Raw genomic sequence first — 24,035 nt, forward strand, 5'->3', positions numbered from 1 at the left:
TCTCCGCGGCCCTGGTCTCCGCGGCCCTGACCCGGTCGCTCGGGCGCATAGGATTGACGGATGAACAAGCCTCGCCTCTACTCAGGAATGCAGCCCTCCGCCGATTCGCTCCAGATCGGCAACTACATCGGGGCCCTCCTGCAGTGGCGCGAGCTGCAGACGTCGTACGACGCGTTCTTCTCGGTCGTCGACCTCCACGCCCTCACTGTGGCCCAGGACCCTGCGGTCCTGCGCGAGAAGACCCGCCGCACGGCAGCGCAGTACATCGCCGCCGGGATCGAACCGTCGCAGTCGACGCTGTACGTGCAGTCGCACGTGCGCGCCCACGCCGAGCTCGCCTGGATCCTCTCGACCATCACGGGCTTCGGCGAGGCCGGCCGCATGACGCAGTTCAAGGACAAGTCGGCCCGCTACGGCGCTGACGCCACGAGCGTCGGTCTCTTCACCTACCCGGTGCTCATGGCTGCCGACATCCTGCTCTACCAGACCGACGTCGTGCCCGTCGGCGACGATCAGAAGCAGCACGTCGAACTCACGCGCGACCTGGCCGAGCGCTTCAACTCGCGCTTCGGCGAGACCTTCACGGTCCCGCGCCCGGTTATCCAGAAGGACACGGCGCGCATCTACGACTTGCAGAACCCGACGTCGAAGATGTCGAAGTCGGCGGAGAGCGACGCGGGTGTGATCTGGATGCTCGACGACCCGGCGAAGTCCGCGAAGAAGATCATGCGCGCCGTCACCGACAACGAAGGCTCGGTCCGCTTCGACCGCGAGAACAAGCCGGGTGTGTCGAACCTGCTCACGATCTATGCCGCCCTCACCGGTCGGCAGATCCCCGCCATCGAGGACGAGTACGCGGGGCGCGGCTACGGCGACTTCAAGAAGGGCCTGGCCGAGGTCGTGGTCGCCGAGTTCGAGCCCGTGCGCGCTCGCGCGCTGGAGCTGCTCGACGATCCGGCAGAGCTCGACCGCATCCTCGCCGCGAACGCGGAACGCGCGGATGCCGTCGCCGATGCGACCCTCGGCGACGTCTATGACCGCGTCGGTCTGCTACGTCGAGCCTGAGCGCACCGCCTAGGATGGGGGCGTGACCGATCCGCAGCTGCCCCCATCCGGCGCCCTCCCTCCCGTGCCTCCTGCCCCGCAGCCCCCGGCAGCACAGCCCCCGGCTCCGCAGTACCCCGGCTACGCCCAGGCGCCGGGCACGACTCCGTCGCCCTCGGTTCAGCCGGCGTACGCGCCCACGGTGCAGACTCCGCCTCCCGGCGCGTATCAGGTCCCTGTCGGCGGCTACCCCGCTCCGTCCGGCGGTTATGCGGTGCCGGAGCCAGGGAAGCCCACCGGCTCCGGCATGTTCGGCGTGCTCGCCTTCGTCTTCGGCCTCATCGCCGGCATCGTCGCACCTATCGTGATCGGCTTCCTCGGCGTCGAGATCGGCACCCGCATCCCCGCCGGCATCGACGCGGGGAACACCGACCGTCTGCTGGAGGTGCTCTCCCCCGCCCGCGATCAGGTGCTGTGGGCGGAGATCACCTTCTGGATCGCCACGGTGCTCGGCATCGCGGCGATCGTGCTCGGCATCCTCTCGATCCGGGCCAGGCGGAGCCGTGGCCTGGGGATCACGGGTCTCGTGCTCGCCGTGCTCGGACCGCTGCTCTACGGCGTCGTGCTGCTCTTCGCGGTGCCCCTGGGCACCGCCATGGGATTCGCGCGCTGATCAGTGGCGCTGTGCGCACCCCGCCGACCTTTTAGGCCGACCTCTCAGGCTGCGCGCCCTGCACCGCCCCCGTGCACGATTCACCTCGGGGCGTGATGCTTCTGCTGGGCGGCCAGCAACCCGTCCGACACGAGCAGCTCCACGGCATCCGCCGCATCCGACACGAGGATCGGCAGGGTCGTGCGCTCGTCCTTGCCGAACGGTGCGAGCACCCAATCGGCCGGGTCCTGCCGACCGGGAGGGCGCCCGATCCCCACGCGCACACGTGGAAACTCGGGCGTCGTGATCGCCCTCGCCACGTCGCGCACGCCGTTGTGCCCGCCGTGTCCTCCGCCGATCTTGAGCTTCACCGTGTCGAAGGGGATGTCGAGTTCGTCGTGCACGACGACGACTCGCTCGGCCGGCACCGAGTAGAACCGCGCGAGCGCAGCGACCGGTGTGCCGGAGACATTCATGAAGGTGTTGGGCTTTGCGAGCACCAGCTTGTCGGCACCGGGGCGCAGCCACGTCTCGACCACGCGCGCACCGGCCTTGTGCTCACGGAAGCTCTCGCCGCGACGCGCCGCGAGCTCGTCGACGACCATCTGTCCGACGTTGTGCCGGGTCGCCTCGTACCGGGGCCCCGGATTGCCGAGCCCGACCACGAGCCACGTGGATGCCATGCCATCGTCCTTTCATCCGACATCGCCGGACCTCGGTCAGGATACGACAGAGGGGGCGCGAACAGCTCGCGCCCCCTCTGCGATGAGATCGGGATTACTCCGCGGCGGCCTCGTCGGCAGCGGCCTCGTTCTCGGAGGACTCCTCCTCCTCGACGACGGCGGTCTCGGCCGAGACGGCCACGACGAGCACCTCGGGGTCGGTGACGAGCGTGGAGCCCTGAGGCAGCACGACGTCGGCGGCGGTGATGTGCGCGCCCTCCTCGAGACCCTCGACAGACACCTCGATGTGCTCGGGGATATGCGTCGCCTCGGCCTCGATCGAGATCGTGGCGGAGTCGAGGTTCACGATGGTGCCCGGGGCCGACTCGCCGGTCACGACGACGGGAACGTCGATGGCGACCTTCTCGCCCTTCTTGACGACGAGCAGGTCGATGTGCTCGATGATCTGGTGCACCGGGTCCTTCTGCACGTCCTTCACCAGGGCGAGCTGCTGCGTGCCCTCGATGTCGAGCTCGAGCAGTGCGTTGGCGCGGCGGACGATCAGCGAGACCTGGTGGCCGGGAAGCGCGACGTGCACGGGGTCGGTGCCGTGGCCGTAGAGGACCGCGGGGATCTTGCCTGCGGCGCGCAGACGACGGGCGAAGCCCTTGCCGAAGCTGGTGCGCAGCTCGGCCTGGACCTTGGTGTCTTCAGACATGAGGTTCTCCTTCGGGGCACGCAGCGAGCAGCCGCGCGGTGGTCTGGGAATTGCGGACTCGGGCGTCGACACGAGGACACAGCCCACCGTGGGTGCATCGCCGCGTCGATCACGGACGTCCGCGCATGCGCAAGCGTCCCTCGCCGAGGTACCTCTTCATGGTACCCGATGACCCGATAGGCTGAAGACACCGGTCCTTCCACCCAGATCACGGAGAAACCCATGCTCGACGGCGCCTTCCTCTCTCACGCACTCGCATGGCTGATCGGCGCGATGACGGTGTGCGCGGCGGTCTGCACGTTCGGCGCGCTGTTCTCGCTCGGCCGCTCGGGCTACCGCAAGGACTGAACCCCCTCCGTCGTCACCTCGGGCGGCCGCGGCCCGAGGATTCGCTCGCGCCTACCGCGCAGCGTTGACGATGGCCGACACGGTGCCCTCGACCCCCGCCGACTCCCCCACCCTGACCCCGTGCTCGTCGTCCGCGAGAGGCTCGAGGGTCTGCAGCTGGGACTCCAGCAGCGACGCCGGCATGAAATGATCCGTGCGGGCGCGCATCCGCTCCTCCAGCTCCGTCTTGGGCACGGCGAGCTCGGCGAAGAACGCATCGGGCGCCTCGCTCCGGATGACGTCGCGGTAGGCCCTCTTGAGCGCCGAACACGCGATGACGATATCGTCGCGTTCGCGCAGCGTGGCCCCCACCTGCCGCAGCCACGGCATCCGGTCGTCGTCCTGGAGAGGGATGCCTGCAGCCATCTTGGCGACGTTCGCCGCCGGATGCAGGTCGTCGCCGTCGACGAATCGCGCACCGATGCGCTCGGCGAGAGCCCGACCGACCGTCGACTTGCCCGAGCCGCTCGGACCCATCACGACGATGCGCACGTTCATTCCTCCCGGCGGAAGTCGAGGAGCACCTTGCAGGAGCTCGCGGGATCGGCGGCCAGCGCGAACGCGTCGATGGCGTCCGCCGCGGGCCGCACGTGGCTGATGATACCGCTGACGTCGAGCGATCCGTCTGCGAGTGCGGTGATGACCTCGCCGAACTCGGCCCCGAAGCGGAACGATCCCACCAGCGACAGCTCGCGCGAGATCGCCGTGGCGAGCGGAGCGGGGACGTCGCCGGCGCGCTGGAGCCCGAGCATCACGACCGTGCCGCCGCGCGTCGCCGCCGAGACCGCTGCGGCGAACCCGGGCACGGTACCGCTCGACTCGACGACGACGTCGGCGTGGAGCGCCGCGATGGCCTCGCCGTCGCGGGCGTCGAGGCCGGCGATGCCGCGCGCCTGGGCGATCTCGCGCGGTGCTCGCTCGAGATCCGTCACCGTGACGGCAGACGCGCCGCCCCGCACGGCGACGGAGGCGACGAGCTGGCCGATGGGCCCTGCGCCGATGACCGCGACGGATCGCCCTCGTATCTTGCCGGCGCGCTCGATCGCGTGCCAGGCGACCGCGCCAGGCTCGGCGAGGGCTGCGGTGCGCAGGTCGAGTCCCGACGGCAGCGCGTGCACCATGCGGGCAGGGAGTACGACCCGCTGGGCGAACGCACCCTGCGTGTGCGGCAGGTGCATGGCCGAGCCCAGGTAGGTCGATGCGGGAGCGAGCTGCGGGCGCTCCCTCGGCCACGGCGTGACGCCGTCTCCTCGCGGGGTGAGCGGATGCACGGCGACCGGGGTCCCGACCGCCGGCCCCGTTCCGTCTGCTGCGGCGACGCTCACGATCCCCGAGACCTCATGCCCCAGCACCATGGGCTCACGCAGCACGGACGCCCCCGCCGCACCATGTCGCCAATAGTGGAGGTCGGAGCCGCAGATCCCGCCGAAGGCGATGTCGACGACGACCTCGTCGGAGGCGGGGTTCGGCGCGCCGATGTCTTCGATGCGCAGATCGTCGGCGGCGTGCGCCACGACGGCGAGGTTCTCCATGCTGTCTGCTTCTTTCCCAGGATCTTCCGCGGATCGGCACTTCTGTCAGAGCAGCGGCGTGACGAGCTCGGTGCCCGCCACCCGCACCGTGACCACCTGGCCGGGGTGTACGGGCGCCTGCGAGTACGGCGCCCCGGTCATGACGATGTCGCCCGGCCCGAGCGGCATCCACCGACTCGCATACTCCAGGCACTCCCTGATCGAGACGGGCAGCTCGCGGCTGCTCGTGCGGGACACGGCCCGGCCGTCGACATCGACCTCGAGCTCCACGTCGTCGATACCGGCCGATGTGTCGATCCAGGGCGCGAGGGGTGTGTAGCCCCGGCCCGCCTTGGACTCGAAGTTGCGCGGGTCGTGGGCGTTGCGTTCAGGACTCGACAGGTCGTTCACGGCGGTGATCCCGAGAACATACTCATGTGCCTTCGCGGCAGTGAGGCCGTCGGTCGCCCGTCCGATCACGACGCAGATCTCGCCCTCGGCGACCGCTGCGCCCGCATCGCGGCGCAGTGCCACGGGCTTCCCTCCTGCCACGACGGTGCGGGGGTTCTTCAGCCACGCCTGCACGGGCGACGGATGCTCCGGCCCGTTCTGCGCGATCCCCACCACCACGAGCGGCGCCACGGGCGCCATGAGGTCGCCGGCGACGACGGCTCCTTCGTCTTCGGGCGCCAGCCCGCTGAAGGGGTCGGCCGTGACGATCATCGCGTCGCCGTCGCGACGCACCCATCGCGTTCCGCCCGTCGTCGCGACGCGCCCCAGCAGCATCAGACGACCGCCGTCATGCCGCCGTCGACGAACAGGGTCTGCCCGTTGACGAAGTCGCTCGCGGAGCTCGCCAGGAAGACGGCCGCTCCGACGAGGTCGCGCGTGTCTCCCCAGCGTCCGGCCGGAGTGCGCTCGCGCACCCACCGGGAGAAATCCTCGTCGTCGACGAGCGCCCGGGTGAGGTCGGTCGCGAAGTAGCCGGGGGCGATGGCGTTCGCCTGGATGCCGTGCGGGGCCAAGTCCGCGCACAGCCCCTTCGTGAACATGACCACGGCGCCTTTGGTGGCCGCGTAGGCCGCGATCGACGGACGGGCGAGCTGTGACTGCACACTGCCGATCTGGATGATCTTGCCGCTGCCGCGCGCGATCATTCCTGCCGCCACACGCCGCGACAGGTGGAACACGCTCGCGAGGTTCGTCTGCACGAGCGCGTCCCAGTCGTCATCCGAGAACTCGGCGATCGGCGCGCGGCGCTGCACTCCCGCGTTGTTGACGAGGATGTCGGGGGTGCCCACGAGTCGTTCGACCTCGCCCATGCCGGCGTCGACCGATGCGGAGTCCGACACGTCGAACACCACGCTCCGAGTCTCGGCGCCGGTGGCGTGCGCGATCTCGGCGGCTGCCGCACGGGCCTTGGCCGCATCGCGACCGTGCACGACGACGCTGGCTCCTGCGCCGGCCAACCCCTCGGCGAGAGCGCGGCCGATGCCCTGACTCGACCCCGTGACGAGGGCCGCCCGTCCGGAGAGATCGAAGGCCGCAAGGCCCGCGGGCAGAGCCGTCACGGCGCCACGGCCTTGATCGACACGGTGGTGGCGAACACGTCGTCGCCGCCCTCGGTGCGCGAGACCTTGATGGCGTCGTCGATGCGGGTGAGGTCGCGTCGGAGCGTCTCCGGTGCGAGGAACGTGCACGCCGTCGTGATGAGGGCGAGCGTCGCCATGTACGTGGCCAGCAGGATCCAGTTGCCGCCGCTCACGGCGATCAGGTAGGCGCCGAGGACGCCGGCGAGTCCTCCGGCCAGCACGGCCGAGATCTCACGGGCCATCGCGACGCCCAGATAGCGGTGACGGTTGCCGAAGAGCTCGGGCAGCATCGCGCACTGCGGGCCGAGCATCGTGTTCACCGCGACGCCGATGCCGACCGCGATGACCGCGACGGCGAGCACGTGGTTGCCCAGCGACAGCATCCACCACGCGGGGAAGGTGTAGACCAGCATGAAGACCGAACCGGCCCGGTAGACCGTGCGTCGGCCGAAGCGGTCGGACAGGTGACCGGCGAACGGAACCGAGAACACGCCGATCAGCGAGCCGATCGTGACACCCCACGTGAGGAGGCTCTTGTCGGCGGCGTCGCCGAGCACGGAGACGAAGAAGGCGAGGCTGAGCGTCTGGAACATGTACGAGCCGCCGTTCTCCGCCATGCGCAGCCCGACGCCGACGATCACGCCGGGGAGTCCGTGCGTGAAGATGTCGCGGATGGGCCGGTCGGCGATCTGCTCGTGCTTCTCGAGCTCGATGAAGGTCGGCGTCTCGCGCAGGCGCATGCGGATGAACAGCGCGAGCATGATGAGCACGAACGACGCGAGGAACGGCACCCGCCATCCCCACGACAGCAGCTGGTCGCTCGGCAGCAGCGCGATGCCGCTGAACACGAGGGCGGCAAGCAGCGTGCCCGCCTGGATGCCGATGAACGGCAGTGCGGCGAAGAAGCCGCGGCGCTTGATGGGGGCGTACTCCGCCATCAGCACGGTCGCGCCGGCCTGTTCGGCCCCGGCGCCGAAGCCCTGCAGCAGCCTCAGCAGGACGAGGATGATCGGCGCCCAGATTCCGATGATCTCGTAGGTCGGCAGGAGGCCGATCGCCGTGGAGGCTCCGCCCATCAGGAGGATGGTGACGACGAGGACCCACTTGCGGCCGAGCTTGTCACCGAGCACGCCGAAGAACAGTCCGCCGAACGGTCGCGCGAGGAAGCCGACCCCGAACGTGGCGAACGCGAGGACCGTCGCCATGCCCGGGTCTCCCTGCGGGAAGAAGAGGACGTTGAAGATCAGAGCGGTCGACAGGCCGTACAGGGCGAAGTCGAAGTACTCGAGTGCGCTGCCGAGGCTCGACGCGAGCGTGGCGCGGCGCAGGTTCGCAGCGTATTCCGGGTCATCGGATGCTGCGCGGGGTGTCGTACGGGTGTCGGTCACTGCCATCTCCTTCGATCGGCTTCGCCAGCGGCGTGCGCACGACTTTACCAGCCGATTGGATTGGGTTCAACCCTTTGAACAGAAGGCACGCGCGCGACATCACTGACCTCGGTCGCCGACGGTCATCGAACGCGGGCGGCGTCCCGCGTCAGCGCCGGGCCGCGGCGCTGAAGGGGTTGGTGAGCGCCGTCGCCGCGTCGCGCAGCGCCTCCCCCACGCGCTCGATGCGCTCATACTCGGCTTCGGCAGCGCGGATGGCGACACCGAGGGCGAGCGGCGGATCAGACGGCGCCCATCCGGGAAGAGCGACGGCGACGCCGACGACCCCGCGGAACGACTCCTCGGCATCGAGGGCCCACCCCCGCTTGCGGGCAGCGGCGAGGGATTCCAGGAGTCCGGCAAGGGTCGTCGTGCTGCGCTCGGTCAGCGCCGGGAAGACGGCATCCTCCCCCAGCAGGGCGACCACCTCGTCGTCGGTCATCGCAGCCAGGAGCGCGCGACCCGTCGCAGAGAGCGCCGCCGGAAGGCGCGACCCGAGCGGCGTACCGAGGCGCAGAGTCCGCGACCCCTCGTGCCGGGCGAGGTAGAGCGCATCCGCGCCGTCGAGCATGGCGACCTGCACCAGCTCGGAGCTCAGCACCGGCGACGCCTCGCAGACGCTGTAGAACTCGCGGATCTGATTGAACTGCGCGGCGAACGCACCCCCGAGCTCCGCGGTGCGCAGGCCGAGGCGATATCCCTGGGCCGTGCGCTCGATCATCCCTCCCGCCTCGAGTGCGAGGCAGAGGTTCGCGGTCGACGACTTCGCCAGTCCGAGACCGCCGGCGAGCTCCGTCAGGGTTCGCGGTCCTCCTGCGTCGGCGAGCAGGCCGAGCAGACGGATGCTGCGGGTCACGGCCGGAGCGGGATCGCGCCCGTCCCTGCTGTCGTCGTCCATGCGCTCCTCCGCGGCTGATCAGTAGAACTCGACCGTATCGACCACGGAGCGCAGAGGCAGCCCATCGAGCAGGCGCGCCGCGTTCTCGGCGAACCGGCGGGCGATGCGCTCCTCCTCCTTCGAGCTGAGCGCGGCGGTGTGCGGGCTCACCAGCACGCGCGGATGCGTCCACAGCGCCGAGTCCTGCGGGAGCGGTTCGACCTCGAAGACATCGAGGGCCGCGAACGAGACCCGGCCGTCGTCGAGAGCCGCCAGCAAGGCGCTCTCATCGATCACGGTGCCGCGTCCGACGCTCGCCAGCACCGCACCGGGCTTGATCGCGTCGAACACCTCCGCGCCGACGAGGTGGTGGGTCTGGTCGGTGCCGGGGAGGGTCACCACGACCGCGTCCACCTCGCGCACGGCGTCGACGAGCTCGTCGAGCGGAACCAGGCGATCGACGCCCTCGACGGGCTCACCGGAGCGCGTCGTCCCCCACACACGTGCACCGAGCGCGTGGAAGCGGCGAGCGCACTCGGCGCCGATGCCGCCGAGCCCCACCACCAGCACCGTCATCTCGTCGATCTGCCGCATCTCCCAGCGCTCTGGCCAGGTGCGCGCGCGCTGGTCGTCGAGAAGCCGCGGCAGCCCCTTGGCCCCTGCCAGAATGCCGAACACCGCGAACTCGGCCAGCGGGCCACCGTGCACTCCGGCGCTCGTCGTGAACACGATCCGGTCGAGGTCGGCGCGATCCAGCCCCGCCGCCTTGACCTGACTGCCCCCGCCCGCGGCCGTCGTCATCACCCACCGCAGACGCGGGTTCGCCGCGACGGTGCGCGCGAGCGCCGCCGGGTCGACGTCGGGGATCCCGAACAGCGCGTCGGCCGAATCGACCATCGCGTCGAACGCGGCCTGCTGCTCCGGAGTCCGCACGTGGTCGGGGTCGCCCGACCAGTCGGCCGGCCCGCGCATGGGTCGCATCAGCGAGTGGTCGCGCACCATCTCGACGCGCGGCTCGAGCTCTTCGATCAGTCTGCAGAGGTCCTCGGCCAGCGGCACGGCCGCGACGGCGCGGAGACGATCCTGGGTGTCGGCCATGGCGTGTTGCCTCCTCGGGAGTACTCTCGTTCCGGCGAGTCTAGCGCAGATACAACCAACTGAACACTATCCATCCTGCTGAATTGTTGGTACGGTGGCGCCATGACCTCCGCCACCCTCACCGTCGGGATCGTCGGCCTCGGCGCCATGGGCCGTCCGATGGCAGAGCGCCTGCTCGCCGCACGCGGCGAACTCGTCGTGCACTCCCGGCGGCCGCAGCCCGAGCTCGCCTCCGCGGGCGCCACCGTCGCCGCGAGCGCGCGCGAGCTCGGTGCGCGGGCCGACGTCGTATTGTCGATGCTGCCCGATCTCCCCGAGCTCGAAGCGCTCCTCGACGGTGAGGACGGACTGCTCGCGGACGCCGGCGACCTGCTCCTGCTCATCGGCTCCACCTCCTCGGCTCCCGCGGTCCGCGAGCTCGCTGACCGTCTCGCCGCACGCACGGACGGCCGCGTGCGCGTGGTCGACTGTCCGGTCTCCGGCGGAGTCGACGGAGCCGCCGCCGGGTCGCTCTCGATCATGCTCGGCGGCGCCGAGGCCGACGCGGCGATCGCCGCAGACGTGCTCTCGCCGTGCGGCACGCCCGTGCTGCTCGGCCCGCTCGGGGCGGGCGAGGTCGCGAAGGCGTGCAACCAGCTCGTCGTCTCCGCCACGATCCTCGCCCTCGGCGAGGCGACCGTGCTCGCCGAGCGCTCCGGCCTCGACCTCGACGCCCTGTGGACCCTGCTCGGCGGAGGCTACGCCGGCTCGCGACTGCTGGAGAGCCGCAAGGACAAGCTGGTCACGGGCGACGACTCGCCCTCCGGCATGGCGCAGTACATGGTGAAGGACCTGCGGTTCGCGTCGGACATCGCCGCCGCCACCGGCACCTCCCCCGCCCTGCTACCCGCGCTGCGCGGCGCCTTCGACGAGATCGTCGCGAGCGGTCTGGGCGACCGCGATATCTCCGTAACGCGCCGCTTCATCGCATCCCGCGACACACGCGCGTCGTGACGGCATCCGCCGCGATACCCTGAGACCATCCCCTACTTCACGACCGAGGAGCCTTCTGTGCCCGGAGCATCAGCGAACATCGGAGTCGTCGGACTCGCCGTCATGGGTTCGAACCTCGCCCGCAACCTCGCGAGTCGCGAGGGCAACACGGTGGCGATCTTCAACCGCAGCTACGAGAAGACGCAGACCCTCCTCGACGAGCACCCGGAGGCCGGCTTCATCCCGGCGAAGACGTACCAGGAGTTCGCCGACTCGCTGCAGAAGCCGCGCACCGCGATCATCATGGTCAAGGCCGGCGCCGGAACGGATGCCGTCATCGATTCGCTCCTCGAGGTGTTCGAGCCGGGCGACATCATCGTGGACGGCGGCAACGCCTACTTCCCCGACACGATCCGCCGGGAGAAGAAGGTCCGCGAGACCGGAGTGAACTTCGTCGGCGCCGGCATCTCCGGCGGCGAGGAGGGCGCACTCACCGGTCCGTCGATCATGCCGGGCGGCTCCGACGAGTCGTGGGTGACCCTCGGGCCGATCCTGAAGTCCATCGCGGCCGTCGCCGAGGGCGAGCCCTGCGTCACGCACGTCGGCCACGACGGCGCGGGCCACTTCGTGAAGATGGTGCACAACGGCATCGAGTACGCCGACATGCAGCTCATCGCCGAGGCCTACGACCTCATCCGCCGCGGCACCGGCAAGTCGCCCGCGGAGATCGCCGAGATCTTCGCCGAGTGGAACAAGGGCGAGCTCGAGAGCTACCTCATCGAGATCACCGCGGAGGTGCTCCGCCAGGTCGATGCCGAGACCGGCAAGCCGCTCGTCGATGTGATCCTCGATCAGGCCGGCGCCAAGGGCACGGGTGCCTGGACCGTGCAGACGGCTCTGTCGCTGGGCGTCCCCGTCTCGGGAATCGCGGAGGCGACCTTCGCGCGCTCGCTCTCCTCCCACCCGGAGCAGCGTGCGGTGGCGGCCGCGCTCCCGGGCCCCGACGGCGACTTCACCGTGGCGGCCGACGAGGTCGACGCCTTCATCGAAGACGTGCGCCTCGCCCTGTACGCCTCGAAGATCGTGGCGTACTCGCAGGGCTTCGACGAGATCCGCGCCGGCGCCGCCGAGTACGGCTGGAACATCGACCTCGGCGCGATCTCGAAGATCTGGCGCGGCGGGTGCATCATCCGCGCGCAGTTCCTCAACCGCATCGCCGACGCCTACGCCGCCGAGCCCGAGCTGCCGGTCCTGATGACGGCGCCGTACTTCGCCGAGGCCATCACGCGCGCCCAGGCATCGTGGCGCCGTGTGGTGGTCGCAGCCGCGCAGGCCGGCATCCCCGCGCCGGCGTTCTCGTCGTCGCTGTCGTACTACGACGGCATCCGCGCCGACCGCCTCCCCGCCGCGCTCGTCCAGGGCCAGAGGGACTTCTTCGGCGCGCACACCTACAAGCGCATCGACAAGGACGGCACCTTCCACACCCTGTGGTCGGGCGACCGCACCGAGATCGAGGCCGAAGACACCCACTGAGACACCGGCGAGTCGGACGGGAGCGCGGGGCCGCCGCCCCGCGCTCCCTCCGCTACCGGGTGACGTCCTGCACGACGCCGCCTGCCAGGCGGAGCCGTCGCGTCGCACGACGTGCGACCGCCGAGTCGTGCGTCACGACGATCATCGTGATGCCCTCGGCGCACAGCGCCTGCAGCAGATCGAGGATCTCGTCGCGCATGCTCTCGTCGAGGTTCCCCGTCGGCTCGTCGGCGAGCAGAACCCGCGGCCTCTTCACGATCGCACGCGCGATCGCCGCTCTCTGCTGCTGGCCTCCGGAGAGTTCCGCAGGGAGATGACCGCTCCGATCGGCGAGTCCGACGTGCGCGAGCGCCTCGGCCACCCTCGCTGCACGCTCAGACTTCCCGAGACGGAGCGGCTCGAGCGCCATGTCCACGTTCTCGGCCGCGGTGAGGGTCGGGACGAGGTTGAACCCCTGAAAGACGAACCCGATCTCGTCCGCCCGCAACCTCCCCAGCTCGCGCGAGGACGCCGACGCGAGCTCGACGCCGTCGAGCCTCAGCGAGCCCGACGTCGGTGTGTCCAGCGCGCCGAGCAGCTGCAGCAGCGTGGACTTCCCGCCTCCGGTCGGTCCCTGGATCGTGACGAACTCCCCCGGAAGGATCCGCAGGTCCACTCCGGTCAGGGCCTTCACCACGCGACCCTTCTGCGCATAGGTCCGTGTCACGGCGTCCAGGGTGTACAGCGGCCCCCGGACCTCGGGGTTCTCGCTCTCGGTTGCAACGTCTGCGATCGTCATGTCGTTCTCCTCCTCGTGATCATGTTCTGTGCCGTCGTACCGGTCATGCCACCGAGCGCAGCGCCTCGGCGGGGCTGAGCCTGGCGGCGCGCCATCCGCCGAAGGCCGCGGCGACGAGCCCGCCGAGAACGGCCACTCCCACCGCGGCGATCAGGACCCAGGGCGTGAGCGGTGCGCTCAGGACGATGTCGGCCGCCTCGGCGGCCTGGAACATCGCTCCGCCGCGGCCGCCACCGGTCGGGCCGCCTGCCATGCCTGCGGGACCGCCCTGCGCACCGCCCGCGGCGGAGGCCGCGATCGTCGGCCGGATGAGGGTGATCGCCACGATGCCGCCGATTCCGAGCACGAGGCCCGCCGCGCCGCCGATGAGCCCCTGCACCATCGACTCGCCGGCCACCTGGCGCACGACCCGCGCGTTCGACCAGCCGATGGCCTTGAGCGTGCCGAACTCCCTGGTGCGCCGGGAGACGCCGGACATCGTCAACAGCACCGAGAGCAGCAGCGCCACGGCCAGCACGACCACAGACAGCCACGTGCCGAGATTCGTGATGAGCGACGTCGCGCTGGCCAGAGACCCCGACACCGTCGACGCCAGCTCCGACTGCGAGGCCACGGTCGCATCGGGCAGAGCGTCCTCGATCGCCGCCTGCACGGCGTCGATCGACGCGGCCGACTCCGCCTGCACGTACACCGTCGAGATCACATCTCCCACCCCTGCCAGCGTCTGCGCGGTCTCCAGCGGCAGGTACACGTTCGCCGCCGTGTCCGCCGAGTCCGCCGTGGAGGCGAGGATGCCTACGACCTCGACGCTCGATCCTGCGACGTCGATCGCGTCGCCGACGCCGATCCCCTCCGTGGAGGCGTAGGTCGCGTCGACGAGGGCCACGAGCTCTCCCGCGTCATCGGCGTCGAAGGCGCGCCCGTCGGAGATCTCGGTGGAGGCGAGCGGGCCGACCGAGGTCGAGGCGGGGTCGATGCCGAGCACGCTGAACGAGTCGACGTCGAACGAGCCGCCACCGGCGCCGTCTGCTCCGCCCTGCGGTGGCTGCTGCCCCTCGCCCGGCCCGTCGGACTGCACGTCCTGCTGCTGCGCGAATCCCCCACGCGGGAGCTCACCGGAGAAGGTCGAGTTCGTGAGGCTGAGAGCCCCGGATGCCGCGGCGACCCCGGTCGTGTCGGCGACGGTGTCGACGGTGTCGGCGGCGAGCGTTCCGCGCATGAAGTCGGTCCGGAGCATGGACCGGCTGAGCGTCGTGGTGTCGCCGTCCGTTGTCGCGTCGTCGTTGTCGAAATCGAACCGCTGCGCACCGCCCTCCCCCGGCTCCGCGGCAGCGCCGGTGACGGTGAGGTCGGTGCCGACTCCGTACACCGACTCGAGGGCCTGCGCCTGCGCATCCCGCACACCGGCGGCGAGCGCGTTGACGATGATCACGAGTGCGATCGCGACCGCCAGCCCGGTCGCGACGATCGCGGTCTGCTTCTTGCGGCCCGCGAGTTCGCGCCGCAGATATCTTCCGTACATCTCTCTCCTTACGCCGCGGTCGTCGCGGGCACGACAGACGCTAGGGAGCCGATCTATGGGTCGCCGAGGGAGCGCCGATGAGGCGCATATGAACCCGTCGCCGCTCTTCACAGACAACGCATAGCGCTCTCCATAGGAATCACATAGGAGATTCCGCAGAATGGGTGCATGAGCACCGAGCATCCCGATCTGCGCCGTCCTGACGGCTCTCCCCTGCGCATCCTCGCCGTCGACGACGAGCAGATGCTCACCGACCTTCTCGCCATGGCGTTGCGCATGGAGGGCTGGGAGGTGCGCACCGCGTCGTCCGGTCTCGAAGCACTCCAGGTCGCGCGCGAGTTCGAGCCGGACGCCCTCATCCTCGACATCATGATGCCCGACCTCGACGGCATGGCCGTGCTCAAGCGGCTCCGGGAGGCAGGCAACCTGGTGCCGGTGCTGTTCCTCACCGCGAAGGACGCCGTCAGCGAGCGGGTCGCCGGACTCACGGCCGGCGGTGACGACTACGTCACCAAGCCGTTCAGCCTGGAAGAGGTGATCGCACGGCTGCGCGCCATCATCCGCCGCACCGGGCACGCCACGGCCGACGACGGCCAGTCCATCCTGCGCGTCGCCGACCTCAGCCTCAACGAGGACAGCCACGAGGTCATGCGCGACGGCACCGAGATCGAGCTCACCGCCACGGAGTTCGAGCTCCTCCGCTATCTCATGCGCAACGAGCGTCGCGTGCTGTCGAAGGCGCAGATCCTCGACCGGGTCTGGAGCTATGACTTCGGCGGCAAGTCCTCCGTCGTCGAGCTGTACATCTCGTACCTGCGCAAGAAGATCGACGCGGGGCGAACGCCGCTGCTGCACACCGTGCGCGGCGTCGGCTACATGATCAAGGCCCCGCAGTGAGCACCCCGGGGATGACGCGACGCCCCATGAGCCTGCAGACGCGGCTGATGACCGCGGTGATCGGGTTCGTGTCGCTCATCCTCGTCATCGTCGCCGTCATCACGTCCGCGACGCTCGGACGCACACTGGAGGCGCAGCTGGACGAAGAGCTGCAGAAGTACGCCCGTGCGGTGACCAGCCAGTGGGTGTCTCCTGTGCCTGCCGCCCTCGCGACCGCCGAGACGCTCTTCAGCGGTCGCGACCCGCAGAAGCCAGGCCTCCTCATCGCGGTGTCGAGCGCGGCAGCCGGAACCAGCGGGGTCGTCTTCGAGTACGAGCAGGGGGAGCTCGCCGGGATGCCTGAGGACCTCTCGGCGCACCAGCTAACGCAGCTCAACAAGGGCCTCAGCGCCGCCCCGTACTCGACAGTCACCATCGACGATCTCGGGTCGTACCGCGTCACGGTGATGACGGCGCACAACGGCGTCACGGTCGTCACGGGTCTCCCCCGCACCAACATCCAGTCCCAGCTCACGACGCTGCTCACCGTCATCGTGCTCGCCACGCTGGGCGGGCTCATCCTGCTGGCTCTGACCACCGCGATCACGATCCGAGTGGGTCTGCGGCCCCTGCGGGCGGTCGCGACCACCGCGACGAGGGTCGCGAACCAGCCCCTCGATCGCGGTGAGGTGGAGATCACCGAAAGAGTTCCGGCATCCGAGGCCGACCCGCGCACCGAGACGGGACTCGTCGGCGCGGCCCTGAACAAGCTGCTCGACCATGTCAACACATCGCTCGCCGCTCGTCAGGAGAACGAGGAGCGGATGCGCCGGTTCGTGGCCGATGCGAGTCACGAGCTCCGCACGCCGCTGGCATCCATCCGCGGATACTCCGAGCTCTCGCTCCGCGCGCTCAGCCAGTCGGCGGCGTCGGAGCAGGGCGTGGGCGCGGCGGCCATCGAGGGCACGACCACCTCGCTGGAGCGCATCCAGGCGCAGTCGCTGCGGATGACGAGGCTCGTGGAGGACCTGCTGCTCCTCGCCCGGCTCGACGAAGGGCGGGAGCTCGTCTACGGCACCGTCGACCTCGCTCAGCTCGCGTTGGAAGGGCTGGCGGATGCGCGTCCGACCGGCGCGGACCATCACTGGAACGTCGAGGTGCCGGACGAGCCCGTGGTCATCGTCGGCGATGCCGGGCGCCTTCATCAGGTGGTCGCGAACCTGCTCGCGAACGCGAGGACGCACACGCCTGCCGGCACGTCGATCACGCTCAGCGTGGCGAAGGAAGGCAACGACGCGGTGCTGCGCGTGCACGACGACGGTCCGGGGATCGATCCGGCGGTGCGCGACGAATTGTTCGCCCGCTTCGCCCGCGGCGACACGTCGCGCGCCAGGCAGACCGGAGGGACAGGTCTCGGTCTCGCGATCGCCAAGGCCATCGTCGAGGGCCACGGCGGCTCGATCGCCGTGGCCAGCGAGCCCGGAGACACCGTGTTCACGGTCCGGCTGCCTCTGAACCCGACGGGCGCTGGAGCGGCCGGTGGCGGAGCGGCCGGTGGCGGAGCGGTTGGCAGCGGGGCGGCCGGTGGCGGAGCGGCCGGTCCGGCGGCTCCGGCGGCTCCGGCGGCTCCGGCGGCTCCGGCCTGAGCATCCGGGTCCGGCATCCGGGGTCGGCATCCCGCCCCGGGGCATCCGGGCCGATCCGACTCGCACGCGTGCACTTTGTCGGGAGGATTCCCGTCTGTCGGGAGGTTTCGGCCCGACACGCCGTGAATCGGCCCCAGGCTCCCGACAGAGTGACCACGCGGTGGCGACTTGTCCACAGATCAGGCGGCTTCCCGCCGCCGCGGGACCGGCCGGGCGAGGATCGAAGCATGCCCTCCGCCGCATTCCTCCTCGCCCATCATGGCGGGGGCGCGCGCGGCACCCTCCTCGCGCGCTACGGACAGACCAGACGGATGCTGCACGCCGAGGTCGAGGCGAAACGCATCGTGCGCGTGCGCCAGGGCGTCTTCGCACTTCCGACGACGGATCCGTTTGTCATCACTGCAGCCGCGCACGGCGGCGCCCTCACCTGCCTGCGCGCGCTGCGGCTGCACGGCCTGTGGGTGCTCGACGAGGAGCCGGAGGCGCATGTCTGGCTCGGCGGCCGAGGTCGCGAGCATCCGCATCCCGGATGCCGGTGCCGGACTCACTACCATGCGGGGACCGCGCCTCTCGGGCTCGCTCCGCTCGAACACGCTCTCGTGCACGCCTTCCACTGCGCGACCGCCGAGGTGTTCTTCGCCGCGCTGGAGTCGGCGTTCACGCAGCGGCTGCTTGGTCGCGCCGCGCGTGAGCGTATTCGCGCGCGCATCCCGGCATCCGGGCGGTGGCTGGTCGATCTGGCCCGGGAGGACGCCGACAGCGGACTGGAGTCCCTGCTGCGGTTCCGCCTCCACCTGCTCGGCATCGATCTCGACTGCCAGGTCGAGATCCCGACCGTGGGGCGGGTCGACTTCGTCATCGGCGGGCGTCTGATTCTCGAGGCGGACGGCAAGGAGAACCACGACAGCAGCGCCGCACGTCATCGGGATCGGGTGCGGGATGCCGCAGCATCCGCTCTGGGATACGAGACGCTTCGCTTCGACTATGCACAGATCGTGCATGATTGGCCCTCGGTCGAGGCCGCGATCCTCGCGGCGCTCGTGCGGCTCCGAGAGCACAGCTGAGTCGTCGGCGGCACTGACCGGTGTGCGCGAGCCGGCGATGCGCCGCATACCCCGTCAGTTTGTCGGGAGCGGCGCCCCGGATCCCGGCGTGTCGGACCAGATCCTCCCGACAAACCGCCAACCTCCCGACAAAACGCACGCGGATGCCGGGCCGGAACGGGACAGGCCGCGCCGAAACCGGCCGTCTCAGTAGCCGGCGAAGGCGTCCGTGGTGAGGCTGCGTGCCTTCTGCAGCGCCGGGGCGAGGTCGGCGATGAGCCGCGGCGGCCCCGAGATGAAGGCGTGCCTCGTGCCGATGTCGGGAACCACGCGCTCGAGTCCGGCGGCGTCCAGTCGTGTCCCGCCAGCCCACATCCAGTGCGCGGGCAGATCGGCCGGCTCGTCGCGCGTGAACACCACGACGCGCGCCCCGGTGGCTGCGAGCTCTTCGCGGAAGGCCAGCTCCGCCGCCTCCGACGCGACGTACACGAGCACCACGTCGCGCTTCTCGCCCGTGAGCTGCAGCTGACGCAGCTGCGACACGAACGGCGTGACACCGATGCCCGCGGCGACCATGAGCACCGGGGCGTCACCGCGCGGCAGCACGAAGTCGCCCCAGGTCCCCGTGACGGCGAGCGTCGCCCCCGGCTCTGCGGCCGCCAGCGCCCTCTTGTAGCTCGACGGATGCTTCTGGTCGCCGTCCTTGTAGGCGATGCGAAGCGTCGGCAGGTCGGCCGGCGCCGACACGATGCTGAACTCGCGACGCGTGCCGCGTGCGTCGGGACGCCGATGCGGCACGTCGAGCTCGAGGTACTGCCCCGGGAGGAACGACAGGCGCCCCTTGGTGCGGAACGTCAGCTCCTGTGCTGTCGGCGTGACGAACTGCCGTCCCACGAGTGTCAGCCTGACCGATCCGCGCAGCGCGAAGGCGAACGCGAGCAGGTTGCCGATCAGCAGAGCCCGCTCCTGGCCGAGGGTGAACGGGCCCACGACGAGGGGCCATCCGGCGAGCACGCCCACCACACCGGCCACCCACAACTGCTGCCAGCGACGCGGCGGCAGGGTGAGCGGCTCCGACAGCATGAACGCGCCGAGGAACAGGAACGGCGACTGCAGCACCGCGAACGACAGCGCCTGGCCCAGCGAGAAAGGCACGCCCAGCATGGCGCCCTGCACCAGCTGCCTCACGAGTGTGACCGCGACGGCGACCACGAGGAAGACGAGCACGAGCCGCACCTTCTCGGTGCGCCACAGCACCACGAGTCCGAGCAGCGCCACGGGGAGGAACAGCGCAGGCGTACCCACCCACCACGCCGAGAACGTGCCGAGCCCGGCGATCGTGACCACGGCGGCCCCGAACGCCGCGGGATTGAGGATGTGCCGCCCGCGCCAGGCGATGAGGTACTTCGAGACGCTCGCGAGCGCACCCGCCAGCGCGAGGCCTCCCAGCGCCGCGGGCTCGAGCGCCGGCTGCAGGACGAAGAGCAGGATGAGCGCCGTCACGAGCGACGACTCGACGCGCCACGGCAGCCGGAGCAGCCGCTGGATCAGCGCGTCGGCGACCGAGATCGCGACCGCGAGCACGGCGAACGACACGACGAGCGCGAGCGGAGACGGCGAGACGAGCCCGAAGAACGACAGCACGAACGCGATCGCGGCGAGCGCCAGCAGCGCGAACAGCACGAGCCGGTACATCGAGATCGCCCCGAGCAGGGCGAGCACCCGCTGCCGCAGGGCTGTGAATGACGTGAACACGATGACTACTCTTCCGCACGATGGTGTGCCCGGGGTCGGGCGAAGAACAACTCAGCCGTGCAGCCGGGCGACGACTCCGCCCTGCCGTCCGTGCTCATGCGCACCCACTCCACGCCCCATCGCTCGGCGAGCGCCGGCCCTCCGTCGAAGAAGAGCGCCGTGGCCACGGCATCCGCGGTCATCGCATCGGGCGCGATCGCCCAGGTCGCGGCCCAGGTGCGCACGGGATCCCCGCTGCGGGCGTCGAGGACGTGGTGCAGTCCGTCGCCCCATGCACGCCGGTTGATCGCGGAGGCGCACAGGGCCGCGTCCTCGAGCGTCACCACTCCGATCGCCGCGGACGGATCGTACGGATGCTCGAGCCCGATGCGCACCGCACCGCCTCGTACCCGGATGTCGCCGCCGGCGTCGACGACGAGGTCGCCCGGCACGTCGCGCAGCCGCGCGACGACGAGGTCGACGAGCCGCCCCTTCCCCAGGGCGCCGATATCGAGGAGCGACGGCACGGATGCCGTGACCGCACCGTCGGCCCACGTGACCCTGGTCATCCAGTCCGAGGGCGCAGCGACCGGCTCCCCCGGCACGAGCGAATAGGACGCGTCGTAGCCCAGCGCCTCCAGGCTCTGCGCGACGAGCGGGTTCACGGCACCGCCGGTGGCTGCCGAGAGCGCGCGGAACGCGTCGAGCATCGGAGCCGCGTCGGCGGACAGCATCCGCCCGCCCTCGCGCCCGAGCCTCGTCACCGCCGAGTCGTCACGGAAGCGCGACCACTCGCGGTCGAACCGCGCGATCTCGGCCTGCACCGCGTCACGGTCATCGTCGGTGAGCGCACCCTCGATCTCCCACCCCGTGCCGATCGCGTCGAAACGCCAGACGGTCATGGCGGGTCAGGCGCCTAGGAGGCCGCCTGCTCCTTGATCGATGCAAGCGCCTCGTTGAACCCTCCGCTCGTCAGCGACGACCCGGCCACCCTGCTGACGTTGATCTCGTCGAGGCTCTTGCCGACGACCTCGTCGGTGATCCCGCCGATGAACTTGGCCTGGTACTCCTCGGTCTCCCTCGCCTGCGGGTCGCCCGTGACCTCGACGTCCGTCACGACGCCGTCGGCGATCGTCAACGTCACCGAGATCGACTCGATGGTCTCCGGCGTCTGGTACGAGCCGTCGGCCGTGTACGTGCCGTCCTCGTACGTGCCGCTGGAGCCGGAGCCGGACCCGTTCGCGGAGCCGGACGTGCTCGTCGAGCCGGAGCCGCCCGTCGAGGAGTCCTCGGCGTCAGCCGCGCCGGAGCATCCGGCGAGGACGAGCATCCCGGCGAAGCCGGCGAGAGCGGCGCCCGTGCGGATGGATGTCGGAACTGTCGTGCGGATCATGATGGTCCTCCCGGCCGGCTGCGTCTCGGCTGAGTGCCGATGCATTCGACCGTATGCATCCGTCCTATGGACGGGCTGTGCCGTTCCCGTGCGGATGCTACGCGTCGCCGCCGAACATGCTCGTGACCGAGCCGTCCTCGAACACCTCGTGGATGGCTCGCGCGAGCAACGGCGCGATGGGGAGGACGGTGAGCTTGTCCCAGCGGCGCGACGCGGTGAGCGGGATCGTGTCGGTGACGACGACCTCGTCGATCGCCGAGTCCTGCAGGCGGTCGGATGCCGGGTCGCTGAAGATCGCGTGCGTCGCTGCCACGATCACACGGTGCGCGCCGTTGGCCTTCAGCGCCTGGGCCGCCTTGACGATGGTGCCGCCGGTGTCGATCATGTCGTCGACGAGGAGGCACGTGCGGCCCTCGACGGTGCCGACGATCTCGTGCACCGAGACCTGGTTGGCCACCCTCGGGTCTCGGCGCTTGTGGATGATGGCCAGCGGGGCGCCGAGGCTGTCGGACCAGGTGTCGGCGACGCGCACCCGGCCCATGTCGGGCGACACGACGGTGAGGATCTCACGGTCCTCGGGGCTGAGCGTGCGCTCGAAGTGGTCGAGCAGCACCGGCTTGGCGAAGAGGTGGTCGACCGGGCCGTCGAAGAAGCCCTGGATCTGCGCGGCATGGAGGTCGACGCTCATCACGCGGTCGGCGCCCGCGGTCTTCAGCAGGTCGGCGACGAGGCGGGCGCTGATCGGCTCGCGGCCGCGGCCCTTCTTGTCCTGTCGGGAGTAGGGGTAGTACGGGGCGACGACCGTGATGCGCTTGGCCGAGGCGCGCTTGGCGGCGTCGATCATGATGAGCGTCTCCATGAGCCACTCGTTGACCGGCTCGCCGAACGTCTGCACGAGGAAGAGATCGCAGCCGCGGATCGAGACCTCGAAGCGCGCGTAGATCTCGCCCGACGCGAAGGTGCGGTGCTCGACCGGTGCGATCTCGGTGCCCAGCGACGCGGCGACGGCGGCCGTCAGTTCGGGGTGCGAGCGACCGCCGGCGATGACCAGCCGCTTCTTGGTCTTGGCGACGAGCCCGGGGGCCACGTCATTGTCGCGATCCAGATCGACCGTCTTCTTCTTGCGCGCCATTCGTGCCCTACTCCGCCACTCGGGCCCGTGCTGCGGCATCCGCAGCTCCCGTGCCTGCCCTGTTCTTCTCGACCCAGCCCTCGATGTTGCGCTGGGGCGCGACGCTCATGGCCAGTGCACCGGCCGGCACGTCCTTGCGGACGACGGCACCGGCACCCGTCTTGGCGCCAGCACCCAGCCTAACGGGCGCGACGAGGGTCGTGTGCGACCCGGTGTGCACCTCGTCCTCGACGATCGTGCGGTGCTTGTTCACGTCGTCGTAGTTGGCGGTGATGGTGCTCGCGCCCAGATTCACGCCGCGTCCGATCGTCGCGTCGCCGACGTAGGACAGGTGCGGCACCTTGCTCCCCTCGCCGATCTCGGCGTTCTTCGTCTCGACGTAGGCGCCGATCTTGCCCGAGGCGCCGAGCACGGTGCCGGGGCGCAGGAACGAGAAGGGGCCGACCGTCGCGTTGGCCCCGATCACCGCGAGCGTCGCGTCGGTACGGCGCACCACGGCATCTTCGCCCACCTCGCAGTCGACGAGGGTGGTGTCGGGGCCGATGACCGCTCCGGACTCGACGACCGTCGCGCGGAGGATCTGCGTGTGCGGCAGGATCGTCACGTCGGCGGCCAGCTTCACGTCGTCGTCGATCCAGGTGGTGGCGGGGTCGACGACCGTGACGCCCTCGAGCTGCCAACGGCGCACGATGCGCGCGTTGAGGATGCGGCCGACCTCCGCCAGCTGAGCCCGATCATTCACGCCGTAGGTGACGGTGACGTCGGAGACGACGGATGCCGCGACCCGCTCGCCATCGCGCCGCAGCAGGCCGGGGACGTCGGTGAGGTACATCTCGCCCTGCGCGTTGTCCACGCCGACCGCCGGCAGGTACCGGCGCAGCACGGCCGCACGGAACACGTACATGCCGGCGTTGATCTCGCGCACGGCCGCCTCGTCGTCGTCGGCGTCCTTCTGCTCGACGATGCGGTCGACTCCCCCGTCGGCGTCGCGGATGACGCGACCGTAACCGGTCGGATCGTCGACCACGGCCGTCATGAGCGTCGCCGCCGCCTCGGCCTGGCGGTGCGCGGCGAGGAATTCGCGGAGCGTCGCCTCGTCGGCCAGCGGGCAGTCGCCGGAGAGCACCAGCACGTCTCCGTCGAAGTCCTCGGGAAGCGCCTCGACCGCCACCTGCACCGCGCGCCCCGTGCCCGGCACGTCGTCCTGGTCGACGAAGACGGCGTCGGGGTAGTCCGCGCTGAGGGCCGTGACGACCTGGTCGCGCTCGTGACGGACGACGACCTCGACGTGATCGGCGTCGAGCCTGGCGGCGGTGGTGAGCACGTGGCCGACCAGCGGGCGACCGGCGATCGGGTGGAGCACCTTCGGCAGCCGCGACTTCATGCGCGTGCCCTGGCCTGCGGCGAGGATGATGATGGCGAGGTTGTTCCCGGTCAT

24 protein-coding genes are annotated in these 24,035 nt (G+C 70.4%); 8 read left to right on the top strand and 16 right to left on the bottom strand.

Features of this window, described 5'->3' with window-relative positions; translation table 11 throughout:
* Positions 1-60: 60 nt before the first annotated feature.
* Positions 61-1,065 carry a tryptophan--tRNA ligase gene (trpS, locus tag AB663_RS15760; RefSeq protein ID WP_083511282.1) on the top strand — a complete coding sequence of 335 codons (1,005 nt, stop codon included), beginning with the start codon at positions 61-63 and terminating at the stop codon, positions 1,063-1,065.
* Between the two features lie 22 nt (positions 1,066-1,087).
* Positions 1,088-1,717, top strand: a complete 630-nt coding sequence (locus AB663_RS15765; RefSeq protein WP_083511283.1) for a hypothetical protein — start codon at positions 1,088-1,090, stop codon at positions 1,715-1,717.
* Positions 1,718-1,797: 80 nt separating this feature from the next.
* Here AB663_RS15765 and pth read toward each other — a convergent pair whose 3' ends face one another.
* Positions 1,798-2,379 (bottom strand): aminoacyl-tRNA hydrolase, encoded by a 582-nt coding sequence (gene pth, locus AB663_RS15770; protein WP_067201375.1) that lies wholly within the window; start codon positions 2,377-2,379, stop codon positions 1,798-1,800.
* Positions 2,380-2,473: 94 nt separating this feature from the next.
* Positions 2,474-3,076, bottom strand: coding sequence for a 50S ribosomal protein L25/general stress protein Ctc (locus AB663_RS15775; RefSeq protein ID WP_067201378.1), 603 nt, complete (start codon positions 3,074-3,076; stop codon positions 2,474-2,476).
* A 222-nt stretch (positions 3,077-3,298) separates the two neighbouring features.
* On the opposite strand from AB663_RS15775, the gene AB663_RS17665 reads away from it, so the two are divergent.
* The gene (locus tag AB663_RS17665) at positions 3,299-3,424 is read left to right on the top strand and encodes a hypothetical protein (protein ID WP_257720789.1); all 126 of its coding nucleotides are present in this window, start codon (positions 3,299-3,301) and stop codon (positions 3,422-3,424) included.
* Between the two features lie 51 nt (positions 3,425-3,475).
* Here AB663_RS17665 and AB663_RS15780 read toward each other — a convergent pair whose 3' ends face one another.
* The 7 genes from AB663_RS15780 to AB663_RS15810 all read right to left on the bottom strand — a co-directional run bounded on the left by AB663_RS15780 (position 3,476) and on the right by AB663_RS15810 (position 9,968).
* Entirely contained in the window at positions 3,476-3,961 is a 486-nt protein-coding gene (locus tag AB663_RS15780) for a gluconokinase (RefSeq protein WP_067201381.1), read from the bottom strand.
* Complete coding sequence (locus AB663_RS15785) at positions 3,958-4,995, bottom strand: alcohol dehydrogenase catalytic domain-containing protein (protein WP_067201384.1); 1,038 nt, start codon at positions 4,993-4,995, stop codon at positions 3,958-3,960. The genes AB663_RS15780 and AB663_RS15785 overlap by 4 nt, the downstream gene beginning before the upstream one ends.
* Positions 4,996-5,040: 45 nt before the next feature.
* Positions 5,041-5,760, bottom strand: a complete 720-nt coding sequence (locus AB663_RS15790) for a fumarylacetoacetate hydrolase family protein (RefSeq protein WP_067201386.1) — start codon at positions 5,758-5,760, stop codon at positions 5,041-5,043.
* Positions 5,760-6,545, bottom strand: a complete 786-nt coding sequence (locus AB663_RS15795; protein WP_083511284.1) for an SDR family oxidoreductase — start codon at positions 6,543-6,545, stop codon at positions 5,760-5,762. Before AB663_RS15795 ends, AB663_RS15790 begins: the two co-directional genes overlap by 1 nt.
* Positions 6,542-7,960 carry an MFS transporter gene (locus AB663_RS15800; RefSeq protein ID WP_067201389.1) on the bottom strand — a complete coding sequence of 473 codons (1,419 nt, stop codon included), beginning with the start codon at positions 7,958-7,960 and terminating at the stop codon, positions 6,542-6,544. The genes AB663_RS15795 and AB663_RS15800 overlap by 4 nt, the downstream gene beginning before the upstream one ends.
* Before the next feature lie 142 nt (positions 7,961-8,102).
* The gene (locus AB663_RS15805; protein WP_067201393.1) at positions 8,103-8,891 is read right to left on the bottom strand and encodes an IclR family transcriptional regulator; all 789 of its coding nucleotides are present in this window, start codon (positions 8,889-8,891) and stop codon (positions 8,103-8,105) included.
* A gap of 18 nt (positions 8,892-8,909) precedes the next feature.
* On the bottom strand, positions 8,910-9,968 hold the full coding sequence (locus AB663_RS15810; RefSeq protein ID WP_067201396.1) for a D-2-hydroxyacid dehydrogenase: 1,059 nt from the start codon (positions 9,966-9,968) through the stop codon (positions 8,910-8,912).
* Between the two features lie 102 nt (positions 9,969-10,070).
* Between AB663_RS15810 and AB663_RS15815 the strand changes: the two genes are divergently transcribed.
* Both AB663_RS15815 and gndA read left to right on the top strand, forming a co-directional pair.
* Positions 10,071-10,961 carry an NAD(P)-dependent oxidoreductase gene (locus tag AB663_RS15815; protein ID WP_067201399.1) on the top strand — a complete coding sequence of 297 codons (891 nt, stop codon included), beginning with the start codon at positions 10,071-10,073 and terminating at the stop codon, positions 10,959-10,961.
* Positions 10,962-11,018: 57 nt separating this feature from the next.
* Positions 11,019-12,473, top strand: a complete 1,455-nt coding sequence (gene gndA / locus AB663_RS15820; RefSeq protein ID WP_157541163.1) for an NADP-dependent phosphogluconate dehydrogenase — start codon at positions 11,019-11,021, stop codon at positions 12,471-12,473.
* A gap of 52 nt (positions 12,474-12,525) precedes the next feature.
* On the opposite strand, the gene AB663_RS15825 is transcribed toward gndA, so the two are convergent.
* Positions 12,526-13,251: an ABC transporter ATP-binding protein gene (locus AB663_RS15825; protein WP_198147888.1), complete on the bottom strand. Its 726-nt coding sequence runs from the start codon at positions 13,249-13,251 to the stop codon at positions 12,526-12,528.
* Positions 13,252-13,294: 43 nt separating this feature from the next.
* Complete coding sequence (locus AB663_RS15830) at positions 13,295-14,773, bottom strand: ABC transporter permease (RefSeq protein ID WP_067201405.1); 1,479 nt, start codon at positions 14,771-14,773, stop codon at positions 13,295-13,297.
* Between the two features lie 168 nt (positions 14,774-14,941).
* On the opposite strand from AB663_RS15830, the gene AB663_RS15835 reads away from it, so the two are divergent.
* The 3 genes from AB663_RS15835 to AB663_RS15845 all read left to right on the top strand — a co-directional run bounded on the left by AB663_RS15835 (position 14,942) and on the right by AB663_RS15845 (position 18,359).
* Positions 14,942-15,670, top strand: coding sequence for a response regulator transcription factor (locus tag AB663_RS15835; protein WP_067201408.1), 729 nt, complete (start codon positions 14,942-14,944; stop codon positions 15,668-15,670).
* Positions 15,671-15,696: 26 nt separating this feature from the next.
* Entirely contained in the window at positions 15,697-17,295 is a 1,599-nt protein-coding gene (locus tag AB663_RS15840; RefSeq protein ID WP_083511285.1) for a sensor histidine kinase, read from the top strand.
* Positions 17,296-17,522: 227 nt separating this feature from the next.
* The gene (locus AB663_RS15845) at positions 17,523-18,359 is read left to right on the top strand and encodes a DUF559 domain-containing protein (protein WP_067201411.1); all 837 of its coding nucleotides are present in this window, start codon (positions 17,523-17,525) and stop codon (positions 18,357-18,359) included.
* Positions 18,360-18,545: 186 nt separating this feature from the next.
* Here AB663_RS15845 and AB663_RS15850 read toward each other — a convergent pair whose 3' ends face one another.
* The 5 genes from AB663_RS15850 to glmU form a co-directional block, all read right to left on the bottom strand.
* Complete coding sequence (locus tag AB663_RS15850) at positions 18,546-20,093, bottom strand: FAD-dependent oxidoreductase (RefSeq protein ID WP_067201414.1); 1,548 nt, start codon at positions 20,091-20,093, stop codon at positions 18,546-18,548.
* 5 nt (positions 20,094-20,098) lie between these two features.
* A complete protein-coding gene (locus AB663_RS15855) occupies positions 20,099-20,974 on the bottom strand; it encodes an FAD:protein FMN transferase (protein WP_067201418.1) in 876 nt (291 codons plus the stop codon).
* Positions 20,975-20,988: 14 nt separating this feature from the next.
* Positions 20,989-21,465, bottom strand: coding sequence for an FMN-binding protein (locus tag AB663_RS15860; protein WP_067202897.1), 477 nt, complete (start codon positions 21,463-21,465; stop codon positions 20,989-20,991).
* Positions 21,466-21,562: 97 nt separating this feature from the next.
* Positions 21,563-22,597, bottom strand: coding sequence for a ribose-phosphate diphosphokinase (locus tag AB663_RS15865; protein WP_067201422.1), 1,035 nt, complete (start codon positions 22,595-22,597; stop codon positions 21,563-21,565).
* Positions 22,598-22,604: 7 nt separating this feature from the next.
* Complete coding sequence (glmU, locus tag AB663_RS15870) at positions 22,605-24,035, bottom strand: bifunctional UDP-N-acetylglucosamine diphosphorylase/glucosamine-1-phosphate N-acetyltransferase GlmU (protein ID WP_067201425.1); 1,431 nt, start codon at positions 24,033-24,035, stop codon at positions 22,605-22,607.

It is taken from the genome of Microbacterium sp. XT11, from assembly GCF_001513675.1.
Taxonomy (GTDB): Bacteria; Actinomycetota; Actinomycetes; order Actinomycetales; family Microbacteriaceae; genus Microbacterium.